The 23925-nt window shown below is 37.5% G+C and carries 27 protein-coding genes; 17 read left to right on the plus strand and 10 right to left on the minus strand.

Annotated features, from left to right (window positions below):
• Positions 1-26: 26 nt before the first annotated feature.
• Genes D0T85_RS03910 through D0T85_RS03925 form a run of 4 tightly spaced genes read right to left on the minus strand, consistent with a single transcriptional unit; the run spans position 27 to position 2950 of the window.
• Positions 27-683, minus strand: coding sequence for a ubiquitin-associated-like domain-containing protein (locus D0T85_RS03910; RefSeq protein WP_163210452.1), 657 nt, complete (start codon positions 681-683; stop codon positions 27-29).
• A 43-nt stretch (positions 684-726) separates the two neighbouring features.
• A complete protein-coding gene (locus tag D0T85_RS03915) occupies positions 727-1482 on the minus strand; it encodes a tol-pal system YbgF family protein (RefSeq protein ID WP_163210454.1) in 756 nt (251 codons plus the stop codon).
• Complete coding sequence (locus tag D0T85_RS03920) at positions 1479-2030, minus strand: RNA polymerase sigma factor (RefSeq protein WP_163210456.1); 552 nt, start codon at positions 2028-2030, stop codon at positions 1479-1481. Before D0T85_RS03920 ends, D0T85_RS03915 begins: the two co-directional genes overlap by 4 nt.
• Positions 2027-2950: a caspase family protein gene (locus D0T85_RS03925; protein ID WP_163210458.1), complete on the minus strand. Its 924-nt coding sequence runs from the start codon at positions 2948-2950 to the stop codon at positions 2027-2029. Before D0T85_RS03925 ends, D0T85_RS03920 begins: the two co-directional genes overlap by 4 nt.
• 148 nt (positions 2951-3098) lie before the next feature.
• Between D0T85_RS03925 and D0T85_RS03930 the strand changes: the two genes are divergently transcribed.
• The 13 genes from D0T85_RS03930 to D0T85_RS03990 all read left to right on the plus strand — a co-directional run bounded on the left by D0T85_RS03930 (position 3099) and on the right by D0T85_RS03990 (position 15357).
• A complete protein-coding gene (locus tag D0T85_RS03930) occupies positions 3099-3662 on the plus strand; it encodes a hypothetical protein (RefSeq protein WP_163210460.1) in 564 nt (187 codons plus the stop codon).
• A 240-nt stretch (positions 3663-3902) separates the two neighbouring features.
• Entirely contained in the window at positions 3903-4307 is a 405-nt protein-coding gene (locus tag D0T85_RS03935; protein ID WP_163210462.1) for a hypothetical protein, read from the plus strand.
• A gap of 30 nt (positions 4308-4337) precedes the next feature.
• Positions 4338-5180 (plus strand): hypothetical protein, encoded by an 843-nt coding sequence (locus tag D0T85_RS03940; RefSeq protein WP_163210464.1) that lies wholly within the window; start codon positions 4338-4340, stop codon positions 5178-5180.
• 24 nt (positions 5181-5204) lie between these two features.
• Entirely contained in the window at positions 5205-5777 is a 573-nt protein-coding gene (locus tag D0T85_RS03945; RefSeq protein WP_163210466.1) for a hypothetical protein, read from the plus strand.
• A gap of 473 nt (positions 5778-6250) precedes the next feature.
• Positions 6251-6775 (plus strand): hypothetical protein, encoded by a 525-nt coding sequence (locus D0T85_RS03950; protein ID WP_163210468.1) that lies wholly within the window; start codon positions 6251-6253, stop codon positions 6773-6775.
• 11 nt (positions 6776-6786) lie between these two features.
• Positions 6787-6960 (plus strand): hypothetical protein, encoded by a 174-nt coding sequence (locus D0T85_RS03955; protein WP_163210469.1) that lies wholly within the window; start codon positions 6787-6789, stop codon positions 6958-6960.
• A 204-nt stretch (positions 6961-7164) separates the two neighbouring features.
• Positions 7165-8310: a radical SAM/SPASM domain-containing protein gene (locus D0T85_RS03960; RefSeq protein ID WP_163210471.1), complete on the plus strand. Its 1146-nt coding sequence runs from the start codon at positions 7165-7167 to the stop codon at positions 8308-8310.
• A complete protein-coding gene (locus tag D0T85_RS03965; RefSeq protein ID WP_163210473.1) occupies positions 8307-9659 on the plus strand; it encodes a B12-binding domain-containing radical SAM protein in 1353 nt (450 codons plus the stop codon). The genes D0T85_RS03960 and D0T85_RS03965 overlap by 4 nt, the downstream gene beginning before the upstream one ends.
• Positions 9646-11001, plus strand: a complete 1356-nt coding sequence (locus D0T85_RS03970; RefSeq protein ID WP_163210475.1) for a radical SAM/SPASM domain-containing protein — start codon at positions 9646-9648, stop codon at positions 10999-11001. The genes D0T85_RS03965 and D0T85_RS03970 overlap by 14 nt, the downstream gene beginning before the upstream one ends.
• Complete coding sequence (locus D0T85_RS03975; RefSeq protein WP_163210477.1) at positions 10988-12691, plus strand: YcaO-like family protein; 1704 nt, start codon at positions 10988-10990, stop codon at positions 12689-12691. Before D0T85_RS03970 ends, D0T85_RS03975 begins: the two co-directional genes overlap by 14 nt.
• 23 nt (positions 12692-12714) lie before the next feature.
• On the plus strand, positions 12715-14133 hold the full coding sequence (locus D0T85_RS03980; protein ID WP_163210479.1) for a radical SAM/SPASM domain-containing protein: 1419 nt from the start codon (positions 12715-12717) through the stop codon (positions 14131-14133).
• 1 nt (position 14134) lies between these two features.
• Complete coding sequence (locus D0T85_RS03985) at positions 14135-15178, plus strand: M20/M25/M40 family metallo-hydrolase (protein ID WP_163210481.1); 1044 nt, start codon at positions 14135-14137, stop codon at positions 15176-15178.
• Between the two features lie 5 nt (positions 15179-15183).
• Entirely contained in the window at positions 15184-15357 is a 174-nt protein-coding gene (locus D0T85_RS03990) for a hypothetical protein (RefSeq protein WP_163210483.1), read from the plus strand.
• A 19-nt stretch (positions 15358-15376) separates the two neighbouring features.
• Here the strand turns inward: D0T85_RS03990 and D0T85_RS03995 are convergent, their stop codons facing one another.
• Positions 15377-15787 carry a VanZ family protein gene (locus tag D0T85_RS03995; protein ID WP_163210485.1) on the minus strand — a complete coding sequence of 137 codons (411 nt, stop codon included), beginning with the start codon at positions 15785-15787 and terminating at the stop codon, positions 15377-15379.
• Between the two features lie 101 nt (positions 15788-15888).
• On the opposite strand from D0T85_RS03995, the gene D0T85_RS04000 reads away from it, so the two are divergent.
• The 4 genes from D0T85_RS04000 (at position 15889) to D0T85_RS04015 (ending at position 18846) form a co-directional block, all read left to right on the plus strand.
• On the plus strand, positions 15889-17256 hold the full coding sequence (locus D0T85_RS04000; RefSeq protein ID WP_163210487.1) for a sodium-dependent transporter: 1368 nt from the start codon (positions 15889-15891) through the stop codon (positions 17254-17256).
• Between the two features lie 70 nt (positions 17257-17326).
• Positions 17327-17524, plus strand: coding sequence for a type II toxin-antitoxin system HicA family toxin (locus tag D0T85_RS04005; RefSeq protein WP_163210489.1), 198 nt, complete (start codon positions 17327-17329; stop codon positions 17522-17524).
• A gap of 12 nt (positions 17525-17536) precedes the next feature.
• Positions 17537-17929 carry a type II toxin-antitoxin system HicB family antitoxin gene (locus D0T85_RS04010; protein ID WP_163210492.1) on the plus strand — a complete coding sequence of 131 codons (393 nt, stop codon included), beginning with the start codon at positions 17537-17539 and terminating at the stop codon, positions 17927-17929.
• Positions 17929-18846, plus strand: a complete 918-nt coding sequence (locus D0T85_RS04015) for a ComEA family DNA-binding protein (protein ID WP_163210494.1) — start codon at positions 17929-17931, stop codon at positions 18844-18846. The genes D0T85_RS04010 and D0T85_RS04015 overlap by 1 nt, the downstream gene beginning before the upstream one ends.
• Before the next feature lie 4 nt (positions 18847-18850).
• Here the strand turns inward: D0T85_RS04015 and D0T85_RS04020 are convergent, their stop codons facing one another.
• The 5 genes from D0T85_RS04020 to D0T85_RS04040 form a co-directional block, all read right to left on the minus strand.
• Positions 18851-20101, minus strand: a complete 1251-nt coding sequence (locus D0T85_RS04020) for a murein hydrolase activator EnvC (protein WP_163210495.1) — start codon at positions 20099-20101, stop codon at positions 18851-18853.
• The gene (locus D0T85_RS04025; RefSeq protein ID WP_163210497.1) at positions 20098-20706 is read right to left on the minus strand and encodes a DUF4292 domain-containing protein; all 609 of its coding nucleotides are present in this window, start codon (positions 20704-20706) and stop codon (positions 20098-20100) included. Before D0T85_RS04025 ends, D0T85_RS04020 begins: the two co-directional genes overlap by 4 nt.
• Positions 20707-20765: 59 nt before the next feature.
• Positions 20766-22565, minus strand: a complete 1800-nt coding sequence (locus D0T85_RS04030) for a tetratricopeptide repeat protein (protein ID WP_163210499.1) — start codon at positions 22563-22565, stop codon at positions 20766-20768.
• 25 nt (positions 22566-22590) lie between these two features.
• Positions 22591-23025, minus strand: a complete 435-nt coding sequence (gene dut / locus D0T85_RS04035) for a dUTP diphosphatase (protein ID WP_163210501.1) — start codon at positions 23023-23025, stop codon at positions 22591-22593.
• Positions 23026-23088: 63 nt separating this feature from the next.
• Positions 23089-23676 carry a Lin1244/Lin1753 domain-containing protein gene (locus D0T85_RS04040; protein ID WP_163210503.1) on the minus strand — a complete coding sequence of 196 codons (588 nt, stop codon included), beginning with the start codon at positions 23674-23676 and terminating at the stop codon, positions 23089-23091.
• Positions 23677-23925 lie beyond the last annotated feature (249 nt).

Consider the following 23925-nt stretch of genomic DNA (forward strand, 5'->3'; position numbering starts at 1 on the left):
GCTTTTACTCTATCAACACAAACGCATTACGGAAATTCTCTCATATTCTCTTTTACGTATTCGTACAATGTGTCTATCAATTCCGAACGATGTTTCAAGAATACTTCGTTCAATGATATATACATATCATCTTCCCATATATTTTCAACCTCTTTACTTCGATTGATTGTATGATTAAGTATGTCTGCCATCCTATTCATTTTCAGAACTTGGCATGCTTGTACTACAGCAGGAGAAAGAACGATATCTCCTTCCCACGATTCGTAATTGATCCATTCCATCAGTACTACAAATGGATATTCTATGGAACTAATTTGGGGACATTCCTTTTCCCAACAGAGCCAAAAGTCAAATGCATATTTTTCGTGAATTGCATGTAGTACCTTATCAAGTGCATCTTCTTTATTTTTGTTTTTGAGTAAACATAGTTTTGTTATGCTATGCGTATCCATTTCAAAATTTTGGATTGCTACTCCTAAATCATAATTGGCTGCTTCAAGGTATTGAACTGCTTGTTCTGTATTCAATGATTGCTTTTGCATGAATGTGTTGATTAAGTTTTTCTTAAATCGAGATTCTGCTTCAGCAACATTTCCTGCTGATTCTACCAACAATTTTTCAGCCTGATTAATTCCAATTGGGATCTTTTTTCGTAGTATCTTTATTTCTTCCAAATATTCCATTTGTTTGTACTTATGTGTGTCACAAAATATTTTGAACCGGATTTCAAAACCATCTTTTTTGTTTTATCTGTTTTAACAAGTTATTTGCTTTACCGGCATACTCTCCTTCTTTGAGTTGCTCAAGTAGTTCAATGCTTTTGGCCTCGTTGCCTTCCTTTAAATGCAATAGGGCCAGGTACCATTGTGCATCTTGCACAAACAACTCGCCATTGGTTATTACATACTGTAAGATGGTTACAGCCTCGCTGGCGGCTCCGGTTTCTATTTTACAAACAGCATTGTAAAACAACACATCCTCTGAGAGATATGCTTTATCAACAACTGCAATTATGGGGTCGAGAAGTTTAGGAACCTCACTGTATTTTTGTTCTTTGTACAAATCAAGTGCTTGCTGTATATCTATTTTCTGTGGAATACTAAGTTGGGTACTACTACTCCGGCTATAGTCTTCTTCGTATGCAAGGGGGGCATAATACATGTCGTAAAGTTCGCCCGACGAATACTTGTTACCCAAACCAATATAGAACAGTAAGAAAATAGAGGCTGCTGCCAACAAACCAATCAGCGGCCTGATTCGCCGTTTTGTTGCTGCGGGTTTCTTTTTCTCGTTCTCCAGCATTTCGGCAAGTGCTTCCTCTTCATGTAAACGCTCTAAACTGTCGACTAGTGCTTGGGTAAACTCCAATTGTTCTCTGAATTTGGGTTCGTTGTGCAACAACTCCCGAAACAGTGTTTCTTCTTCGGCTGATAGTTCGTAGCGTATATAGCGATCAATAATTACTTCCCAATCTTTGTTCATAACAAGTCCTCCCTTTTAAGTTTTTCTTTTACGGTTAGTCGTATCTTCTCCATACAGGTCGACTTTTTGTTTTTGGCCACTTGTTCGCTTTTGTAGCCCATGGCCTGAGCTATTTCTTTCATATTTTTTTCTTCCCAATAGCAAAGATTCAGCACTTCTTTACATGGACTTTTCAGCTTAGCAATCTGTTCATAAAGAATAGTATATTTTTCTTCTTTTTGATAAGAACCATCACAATAAGATTCTACTTCGCGTTCTAAATTGTTTGTAGATGGCTCTGCAAATCTGTCTTCGTGTTTAAAATGAGCCATTAGTTTGTTTTTGGCTATAGTAAACAGATAGTCTTTCCACGATTTTATCTGGGCATTTTTTAACTTAATGGCTTCTATCAAACTCAGAAAACTGTCTTGATAAATATCGTCCAATATATATGCATCGTAAAACCGGTATTGGCGTGCAATCGAGTCGAAGAACTTTTTCCTTAACATGTTGTATACCTCTTCCATTTTCTTATTGGACTGCAACAGGTCATTTATTTCCTTATTCATCTTCCTAACTTAAAGGTTTTGTGTTCAATAGTGCTTTCGCAATAAGGTGTTTGCTTTTCTTTAGCGCTTGTATAAATCTCGCTGGTTTCGATGGCCTTTATCAACCCTCTTACTGTATATCCTGTTGGGTTTTTGCTCAACAAGTTGTACAGCGCATAAGATAAACGGCCATAGTGTATTCCTTTGGTTACTAGTTTGTATTCGCGGTTGGCCTCGTTGGCCTGGCAGGCCGATATTTCGGTTATTGGGGCCATCCGAGGATTGTTTACCAACTTATTAATTTGTTTACTAGCATCTCTCTCTTCCTTATATCTGTCTATATCGAACTCGTCGTTTGTTTTGCTTTTATATCCGAAAGGAAAATCTGTTCCCCGAATAAATTCGTCTTCCTCTGCCCGGGTTCCTGTGGCACTGTGGCAGGCGTCCATTACCACAACTACATTACCGGTGGGGCCGGCTTTCAGGCGGATGGCTGTAAGGAATACATTCAGTTCATCATCGCGCAAATGATTTTCACCTTCATAATGGCCGGGGATATGCCTATAATAGGCGTCGTAAGGAACAAAGGCTTCGTCCCATCCATCGTCCTCATCAAAGTTATCGTCGGCCATTTGTTGTCCATGTCCGGAGAAATGTATGTAAATGTAGTCGCCGGCACGGGTTTGTTGTTTCAGCAGATTAAAAGCAGATACAATATTCTGCTTGGTGGCTTCCTTGTCTTTTAATGCACGGATGTTTTGAGCCGAAAAGTTGTTAGCAATCAATAACGATTCAATCAAGAAATAATCGTTCAAACTATTGAGCTTACGCCATCCATACTCTTTCAAACTATACTCGCCTATTGTAATTAACAGGGCTCTGTTTGTTTGTGCATACAATGTAAATGGTATTGCCAATAATGCTAATAATAGATATCTCATGGTTTATTCTCAGTTGAAACGCAAATATACTCTTTTTTACTTTTCTTATGCAAAAAAACCACTTTTTACCTGTTACCTTTTTAGGGGGTCTACTCTATAAAGAATGGAAGGAGTTATCGCTTCGCCAGGAATTAAAGGAGTTAAACAAATGGAACACATAATTAGGAAAATTATTCAAGCTATGGCAAAAGAGCCACGGGTAAAAGCTGTTATCGAAGATGAACTAAACAATGCATCATTTTTAAATGAGGTAGCATTAAGTGAAATAAGGATAGATAAAGAGTGTAACCTTTACCTTACCAACTACGAAAATTGTTTAATCGGCCTAACAGAGCCTCTACCCAAAGCATTGTACTTGTTTTATCTTTTTTCGTCGAAAGGAATATCGAACAAAGAGTTGTCTGCGCATAAGGATACACTAAGAAAGATTTACCAGATTGTTTCCGGGAAAGACGATTATCAGTCGGGACTTACCATAAATGGTTTTCTTAGGCGAAAAGGAGGCATAGCCGATGTTACCTACAAAATTAATACTGCTTTGCGAGAGGTTATTCCTGCCGAAAGCCTAAAATACTATATGATACGGGGTATTAAAAACAGTGTCCGGCAAATACTTATACCTAAGCATTTGGTAGTTATTGAGCATGAGGGGTTATTGAGGGGTGTATCAAAGCACTTTATTTATCCTGCAACAAAAAAAACTTCTTTTTAGCTGTTACCTTTTAGGGGGTTTCACTCTATAGTATATAAAGGCGAAGTTTTTGAGACGATGAATAGAAGCGAAAATCGTTTTTTCCTTTTATTATTTTCATTTAAAATGCTATTTAATAAATAGTTATATCGATTAAAAGGATCAAGTGGTATTAATCAAAAGTCGCTTTTAAAAAACAAGTTGAATGAACGCTTAAATTTGTAAAAGACTGTAAAATTAATCACTAAATAAAATAGATTTATGAAAAAGTATTATTATTTGCTATTAGTAGCACTGTGTACCTTCTTTGTTAGTTGTGGTGGAAACAGTCCAAAAACCGTTGCCGAGAAATTTGCCAAGGCTTATTTAGTTAACCATGATGTAAAAGAATTCACAAAATTTCTGGATACAAGAACCAGAGAGGCATTATTAGACCCCATCATGGCCGAGTATCATTTAGAGCAGCAAGCCATTGTAAAAGAATTGAAGCTAAAATATACAGTTAACAAGGAGAAAAGCTTTGTTAACGAAGCAGGGGCAGCTATTTATTTTGATATAACATCGGATACTGATCCTAATTACAAGAAATGCCAATATGTTGACCTTAAGAAAGATTTGGATGGTAAATGGTTTGTAGATCTTTATACTTTTCCTACACGATTTTAATTAAGCTCACCTATAAATAAATAAAAGCACATGAAACAATTAGTAAACCTACTATCTATTGTTATTTGCCTTGGATTCTTTGCTTGCTCGGGCGGAAGCAATGAAGAAGCTAACATCGACTACAGCAAGCACACTTATTTCCGGGGCAAAGTAAAGCAAATGACAATAAAAGGGCACGAAGTTGGCGATATAACCTTGCAAGCCGACACCTGCGGAAACATCACCGAGATTACCTTCGGCCAAACAGGCAAAGTTCAACTGGCATACAATGCCGAAGACAATTTGGTAAAATACACTGCCAACGCCGAAGCATACGCCTTACCCATGTTTAAAAGCACACTTGTTAAACCTTGGTTCCGTAGCATGTTGTCATCTTACTACGATGCCAATATAACATTGAGCTATGATAACAATAAAATAACTCAATTCACTGATGCTAAAACAGGATGGACCGAAAAGTTTAGCTATGATAAGGAAGGCCGTATCAGCAAAATTAAAATAAGCGATAAAAAAAGAACCCGCTTTAATGATACCAACTATAGCTATTATGAAGAGGATGGCAAAACACGTGTTATGGTTGTTCAGCAAGAGGGAGAAGTATATGTGTACGATGCGCAAGGCCGTTTGATTGAACAGGATGGAGCAAAAACAACTTACAACGATAAAAACGACATTGCCACCGAAGAAACATTGGACTGGAACGATGATGAGTATGGCTTTATAGTTAATGGCATATACACCTATACCTATACGTACGATAAGAAGGGGAACTGGATTAAGCGCGAAGGAACACATCAACGTGTAGAGAACGGCAAACCAACAGGTAACCCCGAAGCAGTACAAACAGTAACCAGAGAAATTGCATATTATTAATTCATCTTTTTAAACAACACTATTATGAACAAAAACATTTTCCTATCGTTTTTCAAACCTGTATTCGATTACATCGACTCGGGTGCATTGTTCCGCGATCCTTTTAAATGGTTGTATGGTGGTGCAGCAATTCTCAACCTGCTGTTTCCTTTCCTGATTTTCTTTAGTTTTATTGATACTGGACTCTTTAGCAATGGTGCTAAATTTGCTACATTCGCTGTATTGGTTACATTAACATTGATTGCTGCCGGTTGGTTTAGCTTCCAGCTGTGGTGGAACCGGATGTACAAAGTAGTCAAAATTACCACCCCTAGCGATGATTTTGCACTCACTCCTGTATTTGCACATCTGATACAAACATCTGGCGAGTGGTTGGGTTGCTATGTAGGCATAGTAGGAACATTGTCCTCCTTATTTTCCACTATCTTTCTAAGTGGGGAAGGCGGTTTCTCGGGCAGCCCACTTGGTTTCATGGATCTTTCGGCAGCTGGTATAATAATCATGCCTATTACCGGATTCTTTATTATTTGTGTGTTCCGGTTTTTTGCCGAAATGGCAAGAGCTTTGGTTTGCATAGCTAACAACACAAAAAAGTAAACAACACTACACTGCCGACTATCTGTTGTAGTACGTTTTTTTAACTGTGTACAAAAAGTATAAAAACAAGCAAAGACACTATAGTGACCCCTTCTATATGTGTTGTAGAGGCGTTTTTTTACTAGTTTTTCAAAATGCTGCATTTCGTTCTTCCGAAATGCTGCATTTTGATCAAACGAAATGCTGCATTTCGAAAGTGTGAAATGCAGCATTTTGAAAGTGCGTTTTGCAGCACTCTAAAAAAGCCAAGATTGATAACTGTTTGCTTATAGGTTATACCAGTAAAGAATGTTGTTAAGCAAAGAAAGCGAGACATAAAATGTATAAATCGTTTTTTAGCCATTTGCAAATTGCTTAAACAACTCACAGATAAACACTTATAAACATATCGGTTAATTAATACACAAATCAAAAGTCGCTTTTCAAAAACAAAGGGAATCAACACTTAAATTTGTGACGACTCAACAATTACAATGAACGAAGTTGTGGAAAACATAATTCGAGATATAATCCAGATTTTAATGCAGGAACCGTTAACCCAAACGATTTTGGAAGACGAATTGCAAATGCTATTAAAGAACACACATGGGCGAGTTAAAGTAGACAAAGACTGCAATGTGTATTTCAATAATGTGCTTGTGCCATTTTCGGGTCATCAGTCTAAAATTTTATATCTCTTTTATTTATTGAGTAAAAAAGGAGCTGCATTCCATGAACTGGTAAAGCATGAAGATATACTTAAAAAAATAATTCAGGAAGTTACCAAGAAAGATAGTTATGGAGTGGAAGAAGCCGTAAAACCCTATTTTAAAAAGAAACGGGTACACGATATGAATAGCAAAATAAACTCTGCACTCGAAGAAGTAATACCCAAAGATTATATAAGCTATTATCGAATAACCGGAAAAAAAGAAAACACCAAACGCATACAGTTACTGAAATCAAGAATAGTGATTGAAAACGATGTGTTGGATAAAATTGGTAAAATAAAGTTTTAATAGATAATATTATGGGAAAAGATATAACAGATGTTATGCTTGAAGGCCTTTTTGAACTAATAGGATGGATAGCCAGCATGTTTATGAAGTTTGCATGGTGGATTATAGTAGGAATCTTTGGACTGATAATTGGTTGGTTTGCAAAGAAGAAAGGAGAAAACGATCGGAAGAGAATAGAAGAATAAATTGAAGAAAAAGGCGTATCCCGAAAAGCCTATTCAACAGAGTAGGGAAATTTTATAATTAATGTTATGGAACAAAACGAATTAATTATGGAACAAAACGAGCAAATTTATGAAGATGTAATTGCTCGCTTGGATGTTAGTGAAGAAAGCGCAGACTGGTGCGATTGGTGCAAAGAAGGACATCCACTTTATTGATCAATAGATATGCCAACACATAGAAGCCTATTTGTTACTATTAAGGCAACCCTAAACTGCAATCTTGCCTGTAAATACTGTTATGGGAGAGATAATCACTTCCTGGGTAAGGAAATGGACAATGTTCAAATAAAACAAAGTTTAAACTTTGTTTGTGAATATGCAAAATTAATAGGTGTAAATAGGTTGTCTTTGTGTTGGCATGGTGGTGAACCTCTTCTTCTTGGAGAAAAAAGGCTGGAAGAGGTCTTAAAATATGCAAGCGAATTATTCTCTACAAATAACATTAAATATGAGTTTGGTACACAGACTAATGCTACACTACTTACACCTGCTTATTATTCAATCATAAAAAAGTACTTTAATGGTTATGTAGGTGTTTCATTAGATTTGTTCAGTGATTACCGCATATTCAAATCTAATAAGGTTTCAAATGATCTTGTAATTAAGAATATAGATGCAGCACTCGCTGCAGGAATCAGATGTGGCTCTATAAACTTAATTACCAAACAAAATATAAACCACATAGAAGACATTTATAATTTTTATAAGATAAGAAACATGAATGTTAGACTAGCAAGAGTTTTTCCAATATCAATAGAAGAAAACAAGTCTAGTTCAATGTATGTTTCTGATGAAGAGTTCGCTTCTGCCATGATAGAATATTTTAATTTGTGGAAAAGTGATAGCAAACCTGCCAAAAACACCGACATAGTACGTCTTGTCGGGGATTTACTTTTAGGACGGCCTTCTATATGTTTAAGAGAGCGAAACTGTCAGGAAAGATATCTGGCATTAAGTCCCGATGGTGATATTTACCCATGTGCTGAATTTGATGATCCAAAATCTGTAATTGGTAATTTTCTGAGCCAAACTCCTAAGGAATTTTTCGATTCGGATATTAAAAGGAGTATTTTTGAACATGCTCCTATTCCGCCCCAATGTAGTGAATGTAAATATGAAACTACTTGCTATGGCGGTTGTTTAAGGGAGCGTTTTGTGCTGCAATATCCATTCAGATGCAAATCTAATGTTATATACTGGGATCATATTTTAAAGTGGTTAGAATCGAAAGGGTGCTATCTGTATATGTTACGAGGAAAATCGCGAGAAGAGATTATTAAAGTTATGACTGAATTATTTGCAAATTCATGAAAAGTATTCTATTCGTTATTCCTTGGAAAGCATCACTGATTAATTGTGGGGATATCGATGTATCTCAATATATTGAAAGAGCTCCCGAGAATGTTGTAGCACTTGCTACATATTTAAATGCACAAGGTGCACGGGTTGAGATTGCCGATTTAAACAGAACTCTTCTTTCTTGTAAAGGAGATGTAGAATGCTGTTTAAACTTACTAAAACAACAATGTCAACGTTTTAATCCCGATATAATTGGATTATCATTCTTTACAGCTCGTTTTGAATATGCGGCTGATATCACTACCTATTTACGTTCTGTTTTCACTGATAAAACACCCCTTATCATAGCAGGAGGTGTACACCCTACTCTCTTACCAACCATTACTTATGAGTACATCAACTTCGATGCTCTTATTATTGGCGAAGGGGAACTACCATTAGCAGCCATACTTAAGGGTGAACCTCTAAATCAAATCCAAGGAGTATTTTTGCCGGGCCAGGATATACCAACAGCTGCCGATGCTATCAAAAATTTAGATTGTTTACCATTCCCAAACTGGGATCTTTTGGATAAAAATTTTTATGCACAACCTTCTTATCTGATTTCGTATACCCAGCTCAATAGAGTCATGCCACTATCATTCAGCAGGGGTTGCATGTATAGATGTAACTTCTGTGCGCACAGTTGTTTCTTATCTGCTCGTTGCCATTCTCCTGAATATTTTGTAGAAATGATGCGGTTAACATCTAAGCAGTGCAATGTAAATTCATTTCTCATCCAAGATAGTTCCGTTGGAAATTTCAAAGAAGAGTGGTCTAAAGTATGCGAACTGCTTATCTCATCCAAAACAAATTATAATTGGTGGGCCAACTTAAGAGTAAACCAGGTAGATGAAGATTTTTTGCGTCTTCTCAAACAAGCTGGATGCAGCAAAGTTTTTTTTGGATTCGAATCGGGCAGCCAAAGAATCTTAGAAAAAATGAATAAGAAAATCACGACAGAGCAATGCTATAAAGCAGCAGAACTCTGCCACAAATTAGATGTTCCATTCTATTCGAGCTACATCGTTAATTATTTTGGAGAGGAAGAAGAAGATTTGCGTTCTACAGAAGAAATGATTTTGCAGACATGTCCTACATCTTTGGCGATTAATAAATTTTCACCCATTCCTGGATCTGTTGATTATAACAAAAATGAAGACTCAATTAAGCCTTATTTAACTTCAATCCATAATTGGACAACTTTAGGAATGCTGCTTTCACCAGTACTATTTGGGAATATGACTTCTGAAAGATTTGATTATTGGTTCAAACGCTTAAAAGCACTTAAAAATAAGATCAATAATTATGAAGATAATTAGAAAGAATGTATGGCGAACTTATCCAGAAAGAACTGAAGCGGTTGTAAAATGGTCATTCTGGAATGATATCATTCCCTACAATGAAGAAGTGATTTGCCTCAACACACGTTCCGGAGCAATTATTGTGTTAAGTAAAGAAGATTATTCAAAGTACAAAGAACAACCTTGGTTAGTACCTGATATATTTGTTCAATTTGGGATAGTCGTTCCTAACAATATTGATGAAAAAAAAGAATGGATTGTTGAATACAAGCACGAAAAAAAAGACACCTCTTTTTTAGATTTAACAATATTACTAACTCTTCAATGCCAATTCAAATGCATTTATTGTTTTGAAGGTGAGAAAAGCAATAAAGCTTTAACCAATGAAACTTGCATTGCCATAAAATCATTTTTGGAAAAACGTGCTGGGTTATTCAACAAACTGCATATTACATGGTTTGGAGGAGAACCTCTACTGGAAATAAATCGCATACACGAACTCTCATCTTTCATTCTGGAATTCTGTAAGAAACACAATATCTATTATTACGCTGACATTACAACCAATGGTTATGCACTAAATTTTGCTAAATGTGACATACTTATTAACAAATGTAATATAAAAAGATTTATCATCACTGTAGACGGAACTGCTGATATTCACAACAAACGTCGTCCATTACTTAATGGTACAGGTACTTTCGATGTAATCAGAAACAATATAGCTACCCTCGTAAATATTGGTGCGGAAGTCACAATTAGAGTCACAATTGATAAGACCAATGTAAACCATATCAAAAAGTTTATAGACTGGATAGCAGATAGTGAACTTTTTCAAAAGGTTGGTTTGGTTTTTGTCAGAACAATTGATTATTTATTCACCCCTGATGATATTAAAAGCACAATATACACAGTTGAGGAATTTGCAGGAATTGAGATGGATTTTATTCAATATGCTCATTCAAGAGGGATATTGAAATATACAACCCCAGGTCCTTGTCCTTTGGGTGGTTGTATCCGCAATGGTGACATAGTAATTGGCACAAAAGGAGAAATATATAAGTGTCTGGATACTATAGGAGACGAACAATGGATTACAGGACATATCTCTAAGAACAATGAATATTTCCAAGCTGATTGGTATCAAGATTGGTTATCTTGGGAACCATCTAACAACATAGCTTGTAAAGAATGTAAATTGCAGCCATTGTGTAATGGTGGGTGTCCACACAATGCTTTATTCTCTTCTAAAAAACATGGTACCAACAATCAGTGCCCTGAATGGAAATCTAATTATAAAGAAAAAACACGATTATATGTCACTGAAAAAATAAAAGAATATAAATATGAAGAAATATAAAGCAGCAACACCAGAGGACACTGTCAACAAAATAAAAATGATTCTATCTGAAGCTCAGATCCCAATTAAAGATATGATCTGTGGTGATGGCGACATGTTCTGTTCCTACCGTTTAGCCATATCCGAAAATGATGATTTCTCGATAGGAACAAATGGTAAAGGAATGACACCTTCCTACGCACAGGCCAGTGCATATGCCGAAATGATGGAGAGATTTCAAAACCGCATTATTATATACCCTAATCCTGCAAATTATAATTCGAAATTTGTGTTCTTCCCCGACGAGAGTAGAAAGACACTACAATCAGAAGAGGCAGAACAACTGATAAAACGTTTCACCCCACGAGTACTTCCAAAAGAAGGTCTTGATATAGATAGCTTTGAATGTATTTTCGTTCCCTTTTTTCATGTTAATTCCAAAATAACCGAAAAGATACCCTATTCATTAGTTCGATGGGTAAACGGTTCTAATGGGATGTGTGCTGGCAACATTCCAGAAGAGGCTTTGATACAAGGTTTTAATGAAATCTTCGAAAGATATTGCTTGCAAGAACTGTATCTAAAGGAACTAACACCTCCTAATATACCCAAGAGTGTTTTTGAAGGGACAGATATTCTAGTAAATCTAGAAAGGATAAAAAACGAGTATGGTATGGATTATCAAATAAAAGACTGCTCTTTGGGAGAAGGCTATCCTGTGATAGGATTACTTATTTACAGTCCTGATAGATCGAAATACATTATGCACATAGGGGCTGATTTATGTCCTAAAGTAGCATTAGAACGCTGTTTTACCGAAACGTTTCAAGGATGTACAGCCAGAACATTTGATTTTGAAAATAACATTAATTCTCCTGATTCGTTAGACTTGTTTAATGAATTTAAAAGAAGCCTTGTTTACGGTACTGGTAGAATGCCTGAAGCATTTTTCAATGAACATCCATCATACCCATATCTGGAACACTCTTCTATTAACGAAGGTAACGATTTCAAAGAAGATCTTTCTAATATTATATCATGGCTTATCAATAAAGGATATGACATATATATTAGGGACAATTCTTTTTTGAAATTCCCAACCTATCATATTTGCGTTCCTGGGTTATCAGATATTGATAAGAAATTCAGCAAAATCAATTCTAAAATAAAGGAGATGAAAGTAACCGAAAGTACAATCAATCCATTGTATCGACTACCTTTATTAGATGAAGCAGAACTTAAAACTGCTATTGATTTGCTGGAAAACATGGAGAAAGATACAATCAAACTTTTCCCTCGTAACAACAATAAAAATAACAATGTGAATCGCCTGCTTATTCTAATGTTATTATACTACAAAACAGAGGATGATGCATCTACCTTAAGAAGCTTAGATCAATATATCAAACAAAAGGAAGACAAAAACCAACCAGTAAAAAAATACTATTATGCCATTAAAGCATTACTGGAAGGTTATCCTATGCCACAAACACCAGATAAAGAGTGGCTTATAGCAAGAAGTTTCCTTCAAAACAGGAATGAAGCTTTAACAACAACTCCCTTACCAACATGTTTTGAATGCAATAAGTGTTCTATTAAAGAAGGATGTAGATACCAGTTTATATTAAATATAGAGCACAAAACACAAATTGCTATGGCAAACAATAGTTTAAAACAATCAGATTTAACACATCTATTAAGTAAAAAATAACAGTATCTAAAAAGCAAACAATTATGCTAATACGCCAAAATACACATGCTTTTATTCGTTTCTGGAACTCAATGGCTTACATCGAAAGCCAAGTAAACCATGTTAGCAGAATATATAGTGGCAAGGAGAAGGATTTCATCCTTTCATTATCTCGCCAGCCACAAGATTTGGATGATATAATAAATAATCTTGCAGCCAAACATGTCCATTTTGACTTGGAAGACCTAAATGCATTCATCAAAGAATTAGAAAGGCTCTGGCTTATAGTAAGTGGAGAATCAGAAGATGAACTTCGAAACAAAGAAAAATCGTTTTCCTATGCTGAACTTGATGCTGTACGAAATGCTTTTGCTGCAGATCAACAAATTGTAGAAATCAGCACAAAAGAAGCTCCATGGTTAAGATCATTACAATTGGAAGTTACATCATTGTGCAATGAAAAATGCATTCATTGTTACATCCCCTCCGAAACGAAAGATTATGGAAGTATGATGCCTGTTGAGCAAGTAAAATCTGTCATAGACCAATTTGCTGAATTATCTGGATTACGAATAATATTATCTGGCGGAGAGGTACTTATCCATAAACATGTAATTGAAATTCTAGAATATTGCAGGGAAAAAGATTTAATGATTTTCATACTAAGCAATCTCACCCTAATGAATGATGAAACATTGAAAATCATTAAAAATCTGAATGTATTCAATATACAGGTATCGCTTTACTCTATGGATGAATCTGTACATGATAATATAACAAAAGTTAAAGGCTCATGGAAGAAAACCAAAAGAAACCTTGAAACACTTGTTGCAAATGATATACGAGTCACAATTTCGTGTCCGATCCTGAAACAAAATTATAAAGGGTATAAAGAACTGTTCGAATATGCTCAAAGCCTAAATATTTTCTGTTATGTTGATTATGTTCTGTTAGCTCAAAGTGACTTATGTACCAATAATCTATGTACAAGAATGACTATGGAACAAACCGAAGAATTGTTAGATGCCATACTTGACAATGATCCAAAGTACCATCAAAAAATAAACGCTATTACCTCTGAGACAGACTTGGATACAATGCCATTTGGACAAAGATTTAACTCATGCGAAGTACTTCGAAGCACTATATGTATGACTGTTGATGGAAATATTTATCCTTGTCCCGGATGGCAAGGTATGGTTGTTGGAAATATCTATGAGCAATCACTGAAATATATTTGGTTTGAATCACCCAGAGTGATTGAACTAAGAAATGTGGATAAGAACAGTTTTAAAAAATGCAAGAAATGCGGATTAAAAAACTACTGTGACATGTGTCTTGTATACAATTTTAATGAAAACAATGGAGATATCTATGAAGTGAGTACGCGTTTCTGTGACAACGCCAAATCATTAAAAACCAAAATTAAACAAAGATATAAGTTAATACAAGAAGGTCAATAATATGGAAACAACATTCTTACACAAAATACTAAGCACCCCTAGTGTCTCTGGTTTCGAAACTGCAGCAGGAAGTTTATATAGAGACTATTTACATCCATATGTCGACAAATGTAGTGTAGATGTTATGGGGAATTCTTATGCTGTTATTGAAAGAAAAAAGTTGCAGAATGAGTCATCCCTCAGATTTATGATTGAAGCTCATATTGACGAAATTGGTTTTCAAGTAATTTACATTTGCGAAAAGGGGTTCTTGTATGTCCGCCGTAATGGAGGAATAGATGTTCAATGTATTCCTGGCTCTCAAGTAGTAGTGCACACAAACTCGGGAGAAGAAATACTGGGCATAATAGGTAAGAAACCAATACATTTAACAACCCCGGATGAGAAAGGACTTGAACTAGAAAATCTTTGGGTAGATACTGGGTTGCTACCTGATGAGGTGAAAGCAAAAATTTCTGTTGGTGACATAGTTGTTCTAAAATCGAATATGCTATATCTCACCAAAAACAGAATCACTTCTAAGGGGCTTGATGATAAAATAGGAGTATTTGTTGTTTCACAGGTAATGAAAAAATTATCATTGGCACATAACTTATCACATACTGTATATGGGGTTGCAACTGTACAAGAAGAAGTTGGTTGTAGGGGAGCAATTACCTGTGCATATGATATCAATCCGGATATTTCAATAAGTATTGATGTTGATTTTGCTACTGATGTACCAAATTGCTCAAAGACAAAGTTTGGAGATATTGCGCTTGGAAATGGCGTAATTATATCCCGCAACTTGGATAATGATAATAGCTTATCACATTTTGCCGAGAATATTGCAACAGAAAACAACATAGCATATCAAATATCTGCACGACCTCGTGCTAGCGGTGGAACAAATGCTACTAAAATACAATTGTCGCGCAGAGGCGTCAAAACTTTATCCATTGGCATACCATGTAGATATATGCATACCCCTGTTGAACTTTGCGATTTAAGAGATGTTGAAGCAGCAATTGAGTTAATAACGAAATTGATTATAACTTATAAATGATTTGAATGAAAACTTATTCTGGCAAAATAAAACAATTCTTCCGAAACACCTTCTCACACAGAAAGAACAGAGAAATTAAAAAGCCAACTTCTATTAATAAGAATTGTAACAACGAAAACGATGAGCTTTTTATTAAAGAGATCGAAAAGGTCATCAATAAAACAGAATCTTATTGGTAAGATAGTTCGTAGAAACCTATCACCATTTATTCAGCACCTTAATCTTATGAAACCTCGGCCTCAGCCAATAATAAGCAAGCAAACTGGCTACCACTGCGCCCGAGGTATTTGCAGCAAAGTCCATCCAGTCGCCACCCCGGTAATCGGTGGCTATCTCTTGGAACAGTTCAACTATTCCGCTGAATAGTATGGGGCAGAGGCAGGCTCCTATCCATGCATGCCACATGGGGGCATCATTGTTTTTGTGATTCCTTAAAAATTCAAGCCATAACATACCCGACAAGCCGAAGTACATTCCGAAGTGAACAATCTTGTCCAGATAAGGAATATCATTTAAACCAGTATCACTGGGTGGCTTAAAGAAAGACAAGTATATTACTACCGCAATTATAAAAAATGAGACCGGGTATTTCTTTATATAACGAAGCATTCCTGTTAATTTACATGTTCGCAGGCAAAAATACAAAACATTTCCTATATTTGCAGCGTTGAGAGATTAATATAATCATTTTGTAAGAAGAATAAAGATAAATGGCAAAGAATGACAGGGCCAACTTTGGTAGTAAAATAGGAGTAATATTGGCTTCTGCCGGGTCGGCAGTTGGGTTAGGTAATATATGGCGGTTCCCTTACGAAACAGGAAATAACGGTGGTGCCGCCTTTATTCTCATCTATTTGGGGTGTGTATTTATTCTGGGACTTCCTATTATGGTTTCCGAGTTTCTTATCGGACGCCGTTCGCGCGCCAATACAGCAGGCGCGTACCGGGTGCTGGCACCACGCACACAATGGAAATGGGTAGGCCGCATGGGGGTTCTAACCGGCTTTCTTATCTTAAGTTATTATTCGGTTGTTGCCGGCTGGACACTTGAGTATGTTGTTGAAGCAGGCACAAACAGCTTTGCCGGAAAACAACCAAGTGATTTTATTAACTCCTTCAATAGTTTCTCGGCTAATCCCTGGCGCCCACTTATCTGGTTAATTCTTTTTTTAGTAGGCACCCATCTAATTATAATAAAGGGAGTGGAGAAAGGGATTGAGAAATCATCAAAGATTATGATGCCTGCTCTTTTTATTCTGATCATTATTTTGATGGTTTGCTCGGTTACACTGCCTGGCGCAGGTGCCGGTATTGAGTTTCTGCTTAAACCGGATTTCAGCAAAGTAACAGGCAGCGTATTTCTGAGTGCTATGGGTCAGGCTTTCTTTTCACTGAGCTTAGGAATGGGATGTTTATCTACTTATGCTTCCTACTTTGGCAAAGATACCAGTTTAACAAAAACGGCTTTTAGTGTGGGTATTATTGATACTATGGTAGCCATACTGGCGGGCTTTATTATATTCCCGGCAGCCTTTTCGGTTGGCATTGAGCCCGACCATGGCCCAAGCCTTATTTTTATTACGTTGCCTAATGTGTTTCAACAGGCATTTAGCGGTGTGCCATTGTTGGCTTATATATTCTCTGTAATGTTTTATGTGCTATTGGCGGTTGCGGCTCTTACTTCTACCATTTCAATGCACGAGGTTGTTACAGCTTATCTGCACGAAGAGTTTAAGTTCACCCGCAAAAGGGCTGCCACACTGGTTACTATTTCTTGTATTGTGTTGGGAATATTCTGTTCATTATCATTAGGCCCCACAAAGAGCATTACTCTGTTTGGCTTGAACACATTCGATTTATTCGATTATGTTACTGCCAAAATAATGTTGCCATTGGGTGGCTTCTTTGTATCCATCTTTGTTGGATGGTATCTGGACAAAAATATAGTTAAGGCCGAGATTACCAACAACGGAACACTGAAAGTAAATATCTACAAGATTATCATATTTATTTTAAGATACATTGCCCCTGTTGCTATTGCTATTATTTTTATTAACGAACTGGGCATATTGAAATAAGATGTGGAAAGACTTCTTTGTTAGCAGAAATATTTCTACCTTTGTACAGATGCTATAGACAATAATATAAATGAAATACTCAGAGTTCCATCGGAAAATCAGTAAAAAAGGAAAAAATAGAGGTTGGTTCTGGACTGGTGAAGCCGAAGGAAGCCACTATATATACGAAGACAAAGACGGTATTCGATACCCTGTTCCTTTTCATGGTGCCAAAGAGATACCAGAAGGGTTAAGAAAGAAGATAATAAAAGACATGGAACTTGAATAAAGAAGATGAATTATGGGAAAGATTATTGTTACTATTGAAAAAGGAAAAGATTTATATGGTGCTTGGGCAGACAACCTGCCAGGAATATATGCTGATGGACAAACAGTTAAAGAAACAAAGGAAAACATCTTGTATGCCATTGAATTATATAAAAAACATAATAAGATTATTCCCGAAGAGTTAGCCGGAAATATTGAGATAGAATGGAAGTTTGACATACAATCACTCCTTCAGTTTTACAGTACAATATTTACGAATGCGGCTTTAGAGCGTATGACTGGCATTAACCAAAAGCAATTGTGGAAATATGCTAATGGCTTATCCAAGCCTAGAGATATTCAAAAAAGGAAAATAGAAGATGCCTTACATACATTGGGTAATGAACTGTTATCTGTGTCATTATAATGTGGAAAGACTTCTTTTATTTCTCTAAAATAGAAAGGCAAGGCATTTTATTCCTAATAGCATTAATTGTTATAATTGGAGTTATTGGGAATATGCCCCATTTATTCCGTCCGAATGATACTGTTGATATTAACACTGATGAAGTTAAAACAGCATACGAAGCTTTTTTGAACAGCATAGAAGAAGTAGAAGTAGACAAAGAAACCTCTTATTACACAAAGAATAAGCCGGAACCCGTTTTAGCTGCCTTCGATCCCAACACGGCCGATTCGGCAACTTTCCTGAAGCTAGGATTGCCAACATGGATGGCTGGCAATATACTAAAATACAGGGCAAAAGGCGGAAAGTTCCGGGAGGCAGATGATTTCAAAAAGATATACGGTTTAAGTAAAGAACAGTACAACAAGTTAAAGCCATATATCCGGATAGTCTCGTTGCCAAAAGAGTCCTCACATAAAGACACTGTACGTTTATTGGCTGAACATATTCAGAAAGATACCATTCACCGGGTTATTAAATATCCGGCAGGCACTGTTATTGATATCAATAAAGCAGACACTACCGAGCTTAAAAAGATTCCCGGAATAGGTAGTGGGATGGCACATAGAATTACAAACTACCGAAAAGAGTTGGGTGGTTTTCATGCTGTTGCACAATTGGCAGATATCCATATTGATGTTGAAAAATTCAAAGATTGGTTTATAGTGGGCAACGAACCACCAATTACTAAAGTCAATCTGAATAGAGCCGGGATAGAACAGTTAAGAAAGCATCCCTACATTAATTTCTATCAGGCAAAGGCCATTGTTGAGTGCCGCAAAAAGCGGGGTAACTTATCTGGTATGCAACAACTGACTTTATTGGACGAGTTTACCGAAACAGACTTTGAGAAGCTAAAACATTATATTTGTTTTTAAGAAACTAGCGACGATCTAACCAAGGCTCCGGATTAAGCTGTGCGCGCTCTTTGCGTAACTGAAACTGTAAAACTGTACGATCCTGATCGTTCTTATCCGAGAATATTTTACCCAACGACTGACGTGCCTTTACCCTATCGCCTTTCTTTACCGATGGAGCCGACAGACCACAATAAACCGAGATGTAGTTTCCATGTCGTATCAACACATTGAATAAATTATTGTTGGGAACCTGAAACACCGCACTTACCACCCCATCAAATACCGAGCGGGCCTCGGAGCCGGCAGTTGTTTGAATATCAATTCCCTTGTTATCGAGCTTTACATTTTTTAAACCGGCAACAGCATACTGCCCATACCGCCCAACTATTACATAAGGTCCTGTTACAGGCATTGGCAAGCGGCCACGATTATCGCCAAAGTTACTCGACAGTGCACGATCGGCTTTAGTCATTGTATAGGTAACTGTAGATTTTATTCCAAGGGCCTTTGCTTCTTTTTTTGCTTCGGCTTCGGCCTCCTTGCGGGCTTTTTCTATTTCTTCGGCAATTAGTTCATCAATACGGTTGTTCAGTAGTTTGGCTTCCCGCCGTTTCCTCTGCAACTCGTCTTGTATTCCTTTTTGTTTCTTTTGAAGTTCGGTAACAAAAGTACGTTGCATCTTTTCTTGTTCTTCGAGCTTTTTGTTTTCTTTCTCGCGCTCGGCTAACAAGGCTTGCTTTTCGGTGCGGGTAGCCTCCAGTTCTGTTTTTGTTTGGTTTACTTCTTCTTGTTTCTTTATAACCTCTTCGCCATGTAACCGTTGATACGTTGCATATTCTTGCACATACCGCAAGCGCCGGTAGGTTTGTGCCAATGTTTTGGCCGAAAATATAAATAGTAATTTCTCTTCAATGCTGTTGTTCTTTGCCATGTACCGCACAGAGCTGGCATAGTTCTCTTTGCTGATAGTGAGTTCATCTTCCAGTTTTACCAACTCACGTTCAAGGGATTTCAATTCGCGATCAATAATATCAAGATCGTTGTTTATGTGCAGGATATACCTTTTGCGTTCGTCAATCTGTCCGGTAATAGTAGCTAAGGCGTTCATTTGGCCTCTAACATCTCTTTTTGTAGTATTGAGTGTCTTCTCCGACTCTCTTATCTGCTTTAAGATCTCGGCTCTTTTCTCTTCCAGGTCTTTTAGCAACGTTTGGCAGTGTGCCGACGAGATTGCCAGAATGCAAATTAATATGATTGAAATTACCCGTTTCATTCCAAACCTTCAATTGATTCTACAAGTTCTGTTAGTTCTGTTTTCTCGTACCGCGAAGGAGGATTTACCCGTACCGGCCGTTGAGCAGGAACTGTTATTTTGTTTAGTTCCATCAACAGCTGTTGTTGCCGAACGCCATCATGAAGCGGTATGGCTATTTCTACATTTCCTTGCTTCATGTTCCAGCCTACTCTGCTTTCAACAAAAACGGCTTCCGATAATATGGTTTGCAGCCGCCTGTAATCCATTTGGTTTCCTAAGATTCTTTGCAAATCCGTGGCAGGCGTAATTGCATACTTTTTGTTTATGCGGTCTATCAGTAACATTTCATGAGGGGTAACCTCAATTCTTACCGCTTCGGTCCGAAGCACGGGGGCCACCAAAGAAATCTGAATAAGTTCATCCCGAAGCATCTTTACGGTACCGTTCAGGGTTTGCTTTTTCTTTTCCTGCGGTACAGTTAGTTTCAAGCGCGAAGAAAACATATCAGCCGAAACCACACTCACCATGCCTGTACTTCCTGCTGTACCTTTGGTGGTTTTGCAGGAATACAAACAAAGAGAGAGGATAAATATCCCAATTGCTATTTTGCTGATTTGCTTCAAGATCATCTCATTAAACTAACTTCAATCGTAAATCGTAAATCGTAAAATCGTAAATAAAATCACTCAGGTATATATTTCTTTTTCGATATCTTCTTCTTTAATGTTTTCGATTCGCTACCTATTTCCTGAGCTTGCAACCAATATTTCATGGCTCCTTCTTTATCGCCTGTCATATAATAAATATCGCCGGCATGTTCTATAATCACATCACTAATGTCTTTATCGTTGCGCAAGGCATCATCAATGTACAGCTTGGCTTCGGCATAATTGCCTTTTATAAACAATATCCAGGCGTAGGTATCCAGATAGGTTGAGTTGGTTGGCTCTTTTCTTACGGTTTTATGGCTCATCTCATCGGCCTTGTCTAACTCGGCTTTGGTGGGCGATTTCTTGATCGAAATATAATAGGCATAATTATTTAAAACCCCTACATTCTCCGGATTGTAAACCAAGGCCGAATCGTAGGCTGCAAACGCTTCTTTTTCTTTATTCTTTGTGTGATAAATATCGCCTATCATATTGTAAAAGTCGGACACTACCTCTGGGTTTACGTTTTCGGGCAGATGCTGCAATGCGTTTTCGAATGTTACGAGCGCTTTATCGTACTCATCTTTCTGAAAATAAGAGATCCCCAGATAGAAAGGAAATTCGATGGATTCGGGGTTGAGTTCTATTCCCGGCTCCGAAATACGGATTACCTGGTCGTAATCGTTCTTGCGAATGGCCGATCCAAGTAAAGTCATACGGGCTGCCGTATTGGTTGGGTCGAGCTGCAATATATGTTCGAGCACCGGTATCGATGCCTCTTCCATGTTTTTGCTTATCAGGTATTGCGCATATAGCATTGGGATTTGCGTATCTTCCTGATCCTGTTCAATTACCCGGTCGAAGAGAGAGATTATTTCCGTACTATCCTGTTTGGCTTGTTCGGCTTTATATATCTGCTGGCGCAGGATGTTGAGTTTAATATCCGGATCAATTTGTTTGTTATACAACAGGTTGTCAATTTGCCGATCGTATAGTTCGGTCTGTCCCGTTCTATCGTAATAACTGGCCAGTGCCAATGTAGCCATTGCATTGCCCGGTTCGTTTTCTAAAACTTTGGCGTATGCTTTTAATGCTTCATTGGTTTTGTTGTTTTGCATATAAACATCGCCCAGAATTACAAGATAGCGCATATCGAGCGGATACTCTTTCACCAGGCTTTCTATTTCGTTGAATGCTTTTTTATGATCTTCCTGGGTGAGGTATATCCTGAACTTTTCCATTGATATCTGTTCGCTTTTACCGGCTTTGTTTTCCAGTTTATTGAGGGCTCCGATCATCTTATCGTAATCTTTCTCGCTGCTGTATAAGCTGATAAGTCCAAACAGGGTTTCGTATTTGTTGGGAAAGCGTTGCACCATCATCTCCATGGCTTTTATAGCCTCGGCGTTCATGCCCCGTTGCATGTACAGGTTTGCCAAGGCATCGGCATACCAATAGTTATCGGGATCGTTGGCTACTGCCTTTTCGAGCGATTGCTGTGCCATTTGTACCTGATTGAGTTGCAGGTAAAGCTGGGCTATTTCGTAAAGTGCCGAAGCGCCATTGGGATTTATTTCCAAGGCATGCTGATAGAGTTCGAATGCCTCATCGGGGTTGCCCGACTCGCTAAGTTTGGTTGCTTCCAGAAAGAAATAGTTGTATTTCCGTTGTTCTTCGGGGGTAAGAGATGTTTCCTGCGCTTTTACCTTTGTTGGTAAAACCACCTGAAAGAATAGAACACAGAGGCACAGAGGCAGAGCGTTTTTAATTATGCCTCTTATGTTATTCAAAATCTCTGTGTCTCTGTGCCTCTGTATGCTGAATAATATCATATACTGTTTTTTGTTGAGCTGTTAATCATTTCTTGCCTGTATGGCCAAAGCCTCCGGCACCTCTTTCGGTTTCGTCCAGTACCTCCACTTCTTCCCATTCGGGTTGTTCGTGCCGGGCAATTACCATTTGGGCAATACGCTCGCCGTCTTCTATAACAAATAATTCGGAAGAAAGATTGATCAGGATGATACAAATTTCGCCCCGGTAGTCGGCATCAATGGTTCCCGGAGAGTTCAATACAGTGATTCCCTTCTTGATGGCAAGGCCACTGCGCGGACGTATTTGTGCTTCGTATCCTTGGGGCAGCGCAATAAAAAGGCCGGTTGGCACCATGCATCTTTCCATTGGTTTCAAACTGATTGGTTCGGATAAATTTGCGCGTACATCCATTCCTGCCGATAACTTTGTTGCATATTCCGGGAGTGCATGCCGGGATTTATTAATGATCTGAACTTTCATTTTTAGCGTAGAATTTTTAATTTCTTGCGAAAGTAACAAATTTGAAGCTAACTACAGCGAGTTTCAAGAAGTATTTTGGATATCCTCTTCTGCCTTTCGGACATGCCGTTTAACACTTACACGCTGTTGTTTTGTCAGTTTGAGAAGACCTGTTTTATTGGCAGGTTTATTTTCAACAACAGCATCAACAGCAGCAGTCTCTTTTTCTTTTTCTTTTTCTGTTGATGTTTTCTTTTCTTTTCTATTCTTTTCTTTTGTTATAGGGTCGTTATAACGAACGTTGCTTTTGGTCTGGCATTCATTGTCTGCATCTTTCTTTTCGTCAATCTGCGATTTAGCTACTTTATCATCGTAATTCTTCATTACCCGTGTAACATATTCCGATCGCACGCATAGTTCTCCATTTGGCAATGTTTCGACAATAAAAAGACCGTAGTTATACAACACATCATCAATTAATCGACGACGAATGCTATAAGTTCGTGCAATTAACTTCAAAGTTTCATTGTTAATCATGTAATTTTTGTGCCGGCGAAGTTCTAATAACAGAAGCATGTAGATGCCATAACCTTTTGCACCCATAGCATTGATGAGGGCACTCATAGAGTTGCTGTTGTTAATACCACATTCAAGTGGAAGATAAGTTTTCATTTTTAGTCTGTTTTAGTTTTGTTTAGTTGGTTATATAAAAGCAATTTCTATGCCACAATGTTTTCACAATGTAGGCAAAGGCACACAATGTTCGGAATATCTCATTCGCCACGAAGTGGCAGGTTAGTTCAGCCCCAGGCATCACCCAATGTCATCAAGTTAAGAAATCCCGAAGGGATTGAATTTGAATAACCCCCAGTGAAGGGCGAAGCCCGACTGGGGGGATGCGTATCCCTATAACTCACAACG

Origin of the sequence: Bacteroides sp. 519, from assembly GCF_010500955.1 — a bacterium.
GTDB lineage: Bacteria > Bacteroidota > Bacteroidia > Bacteroidales > Bacteroidaceae > Bacteroides.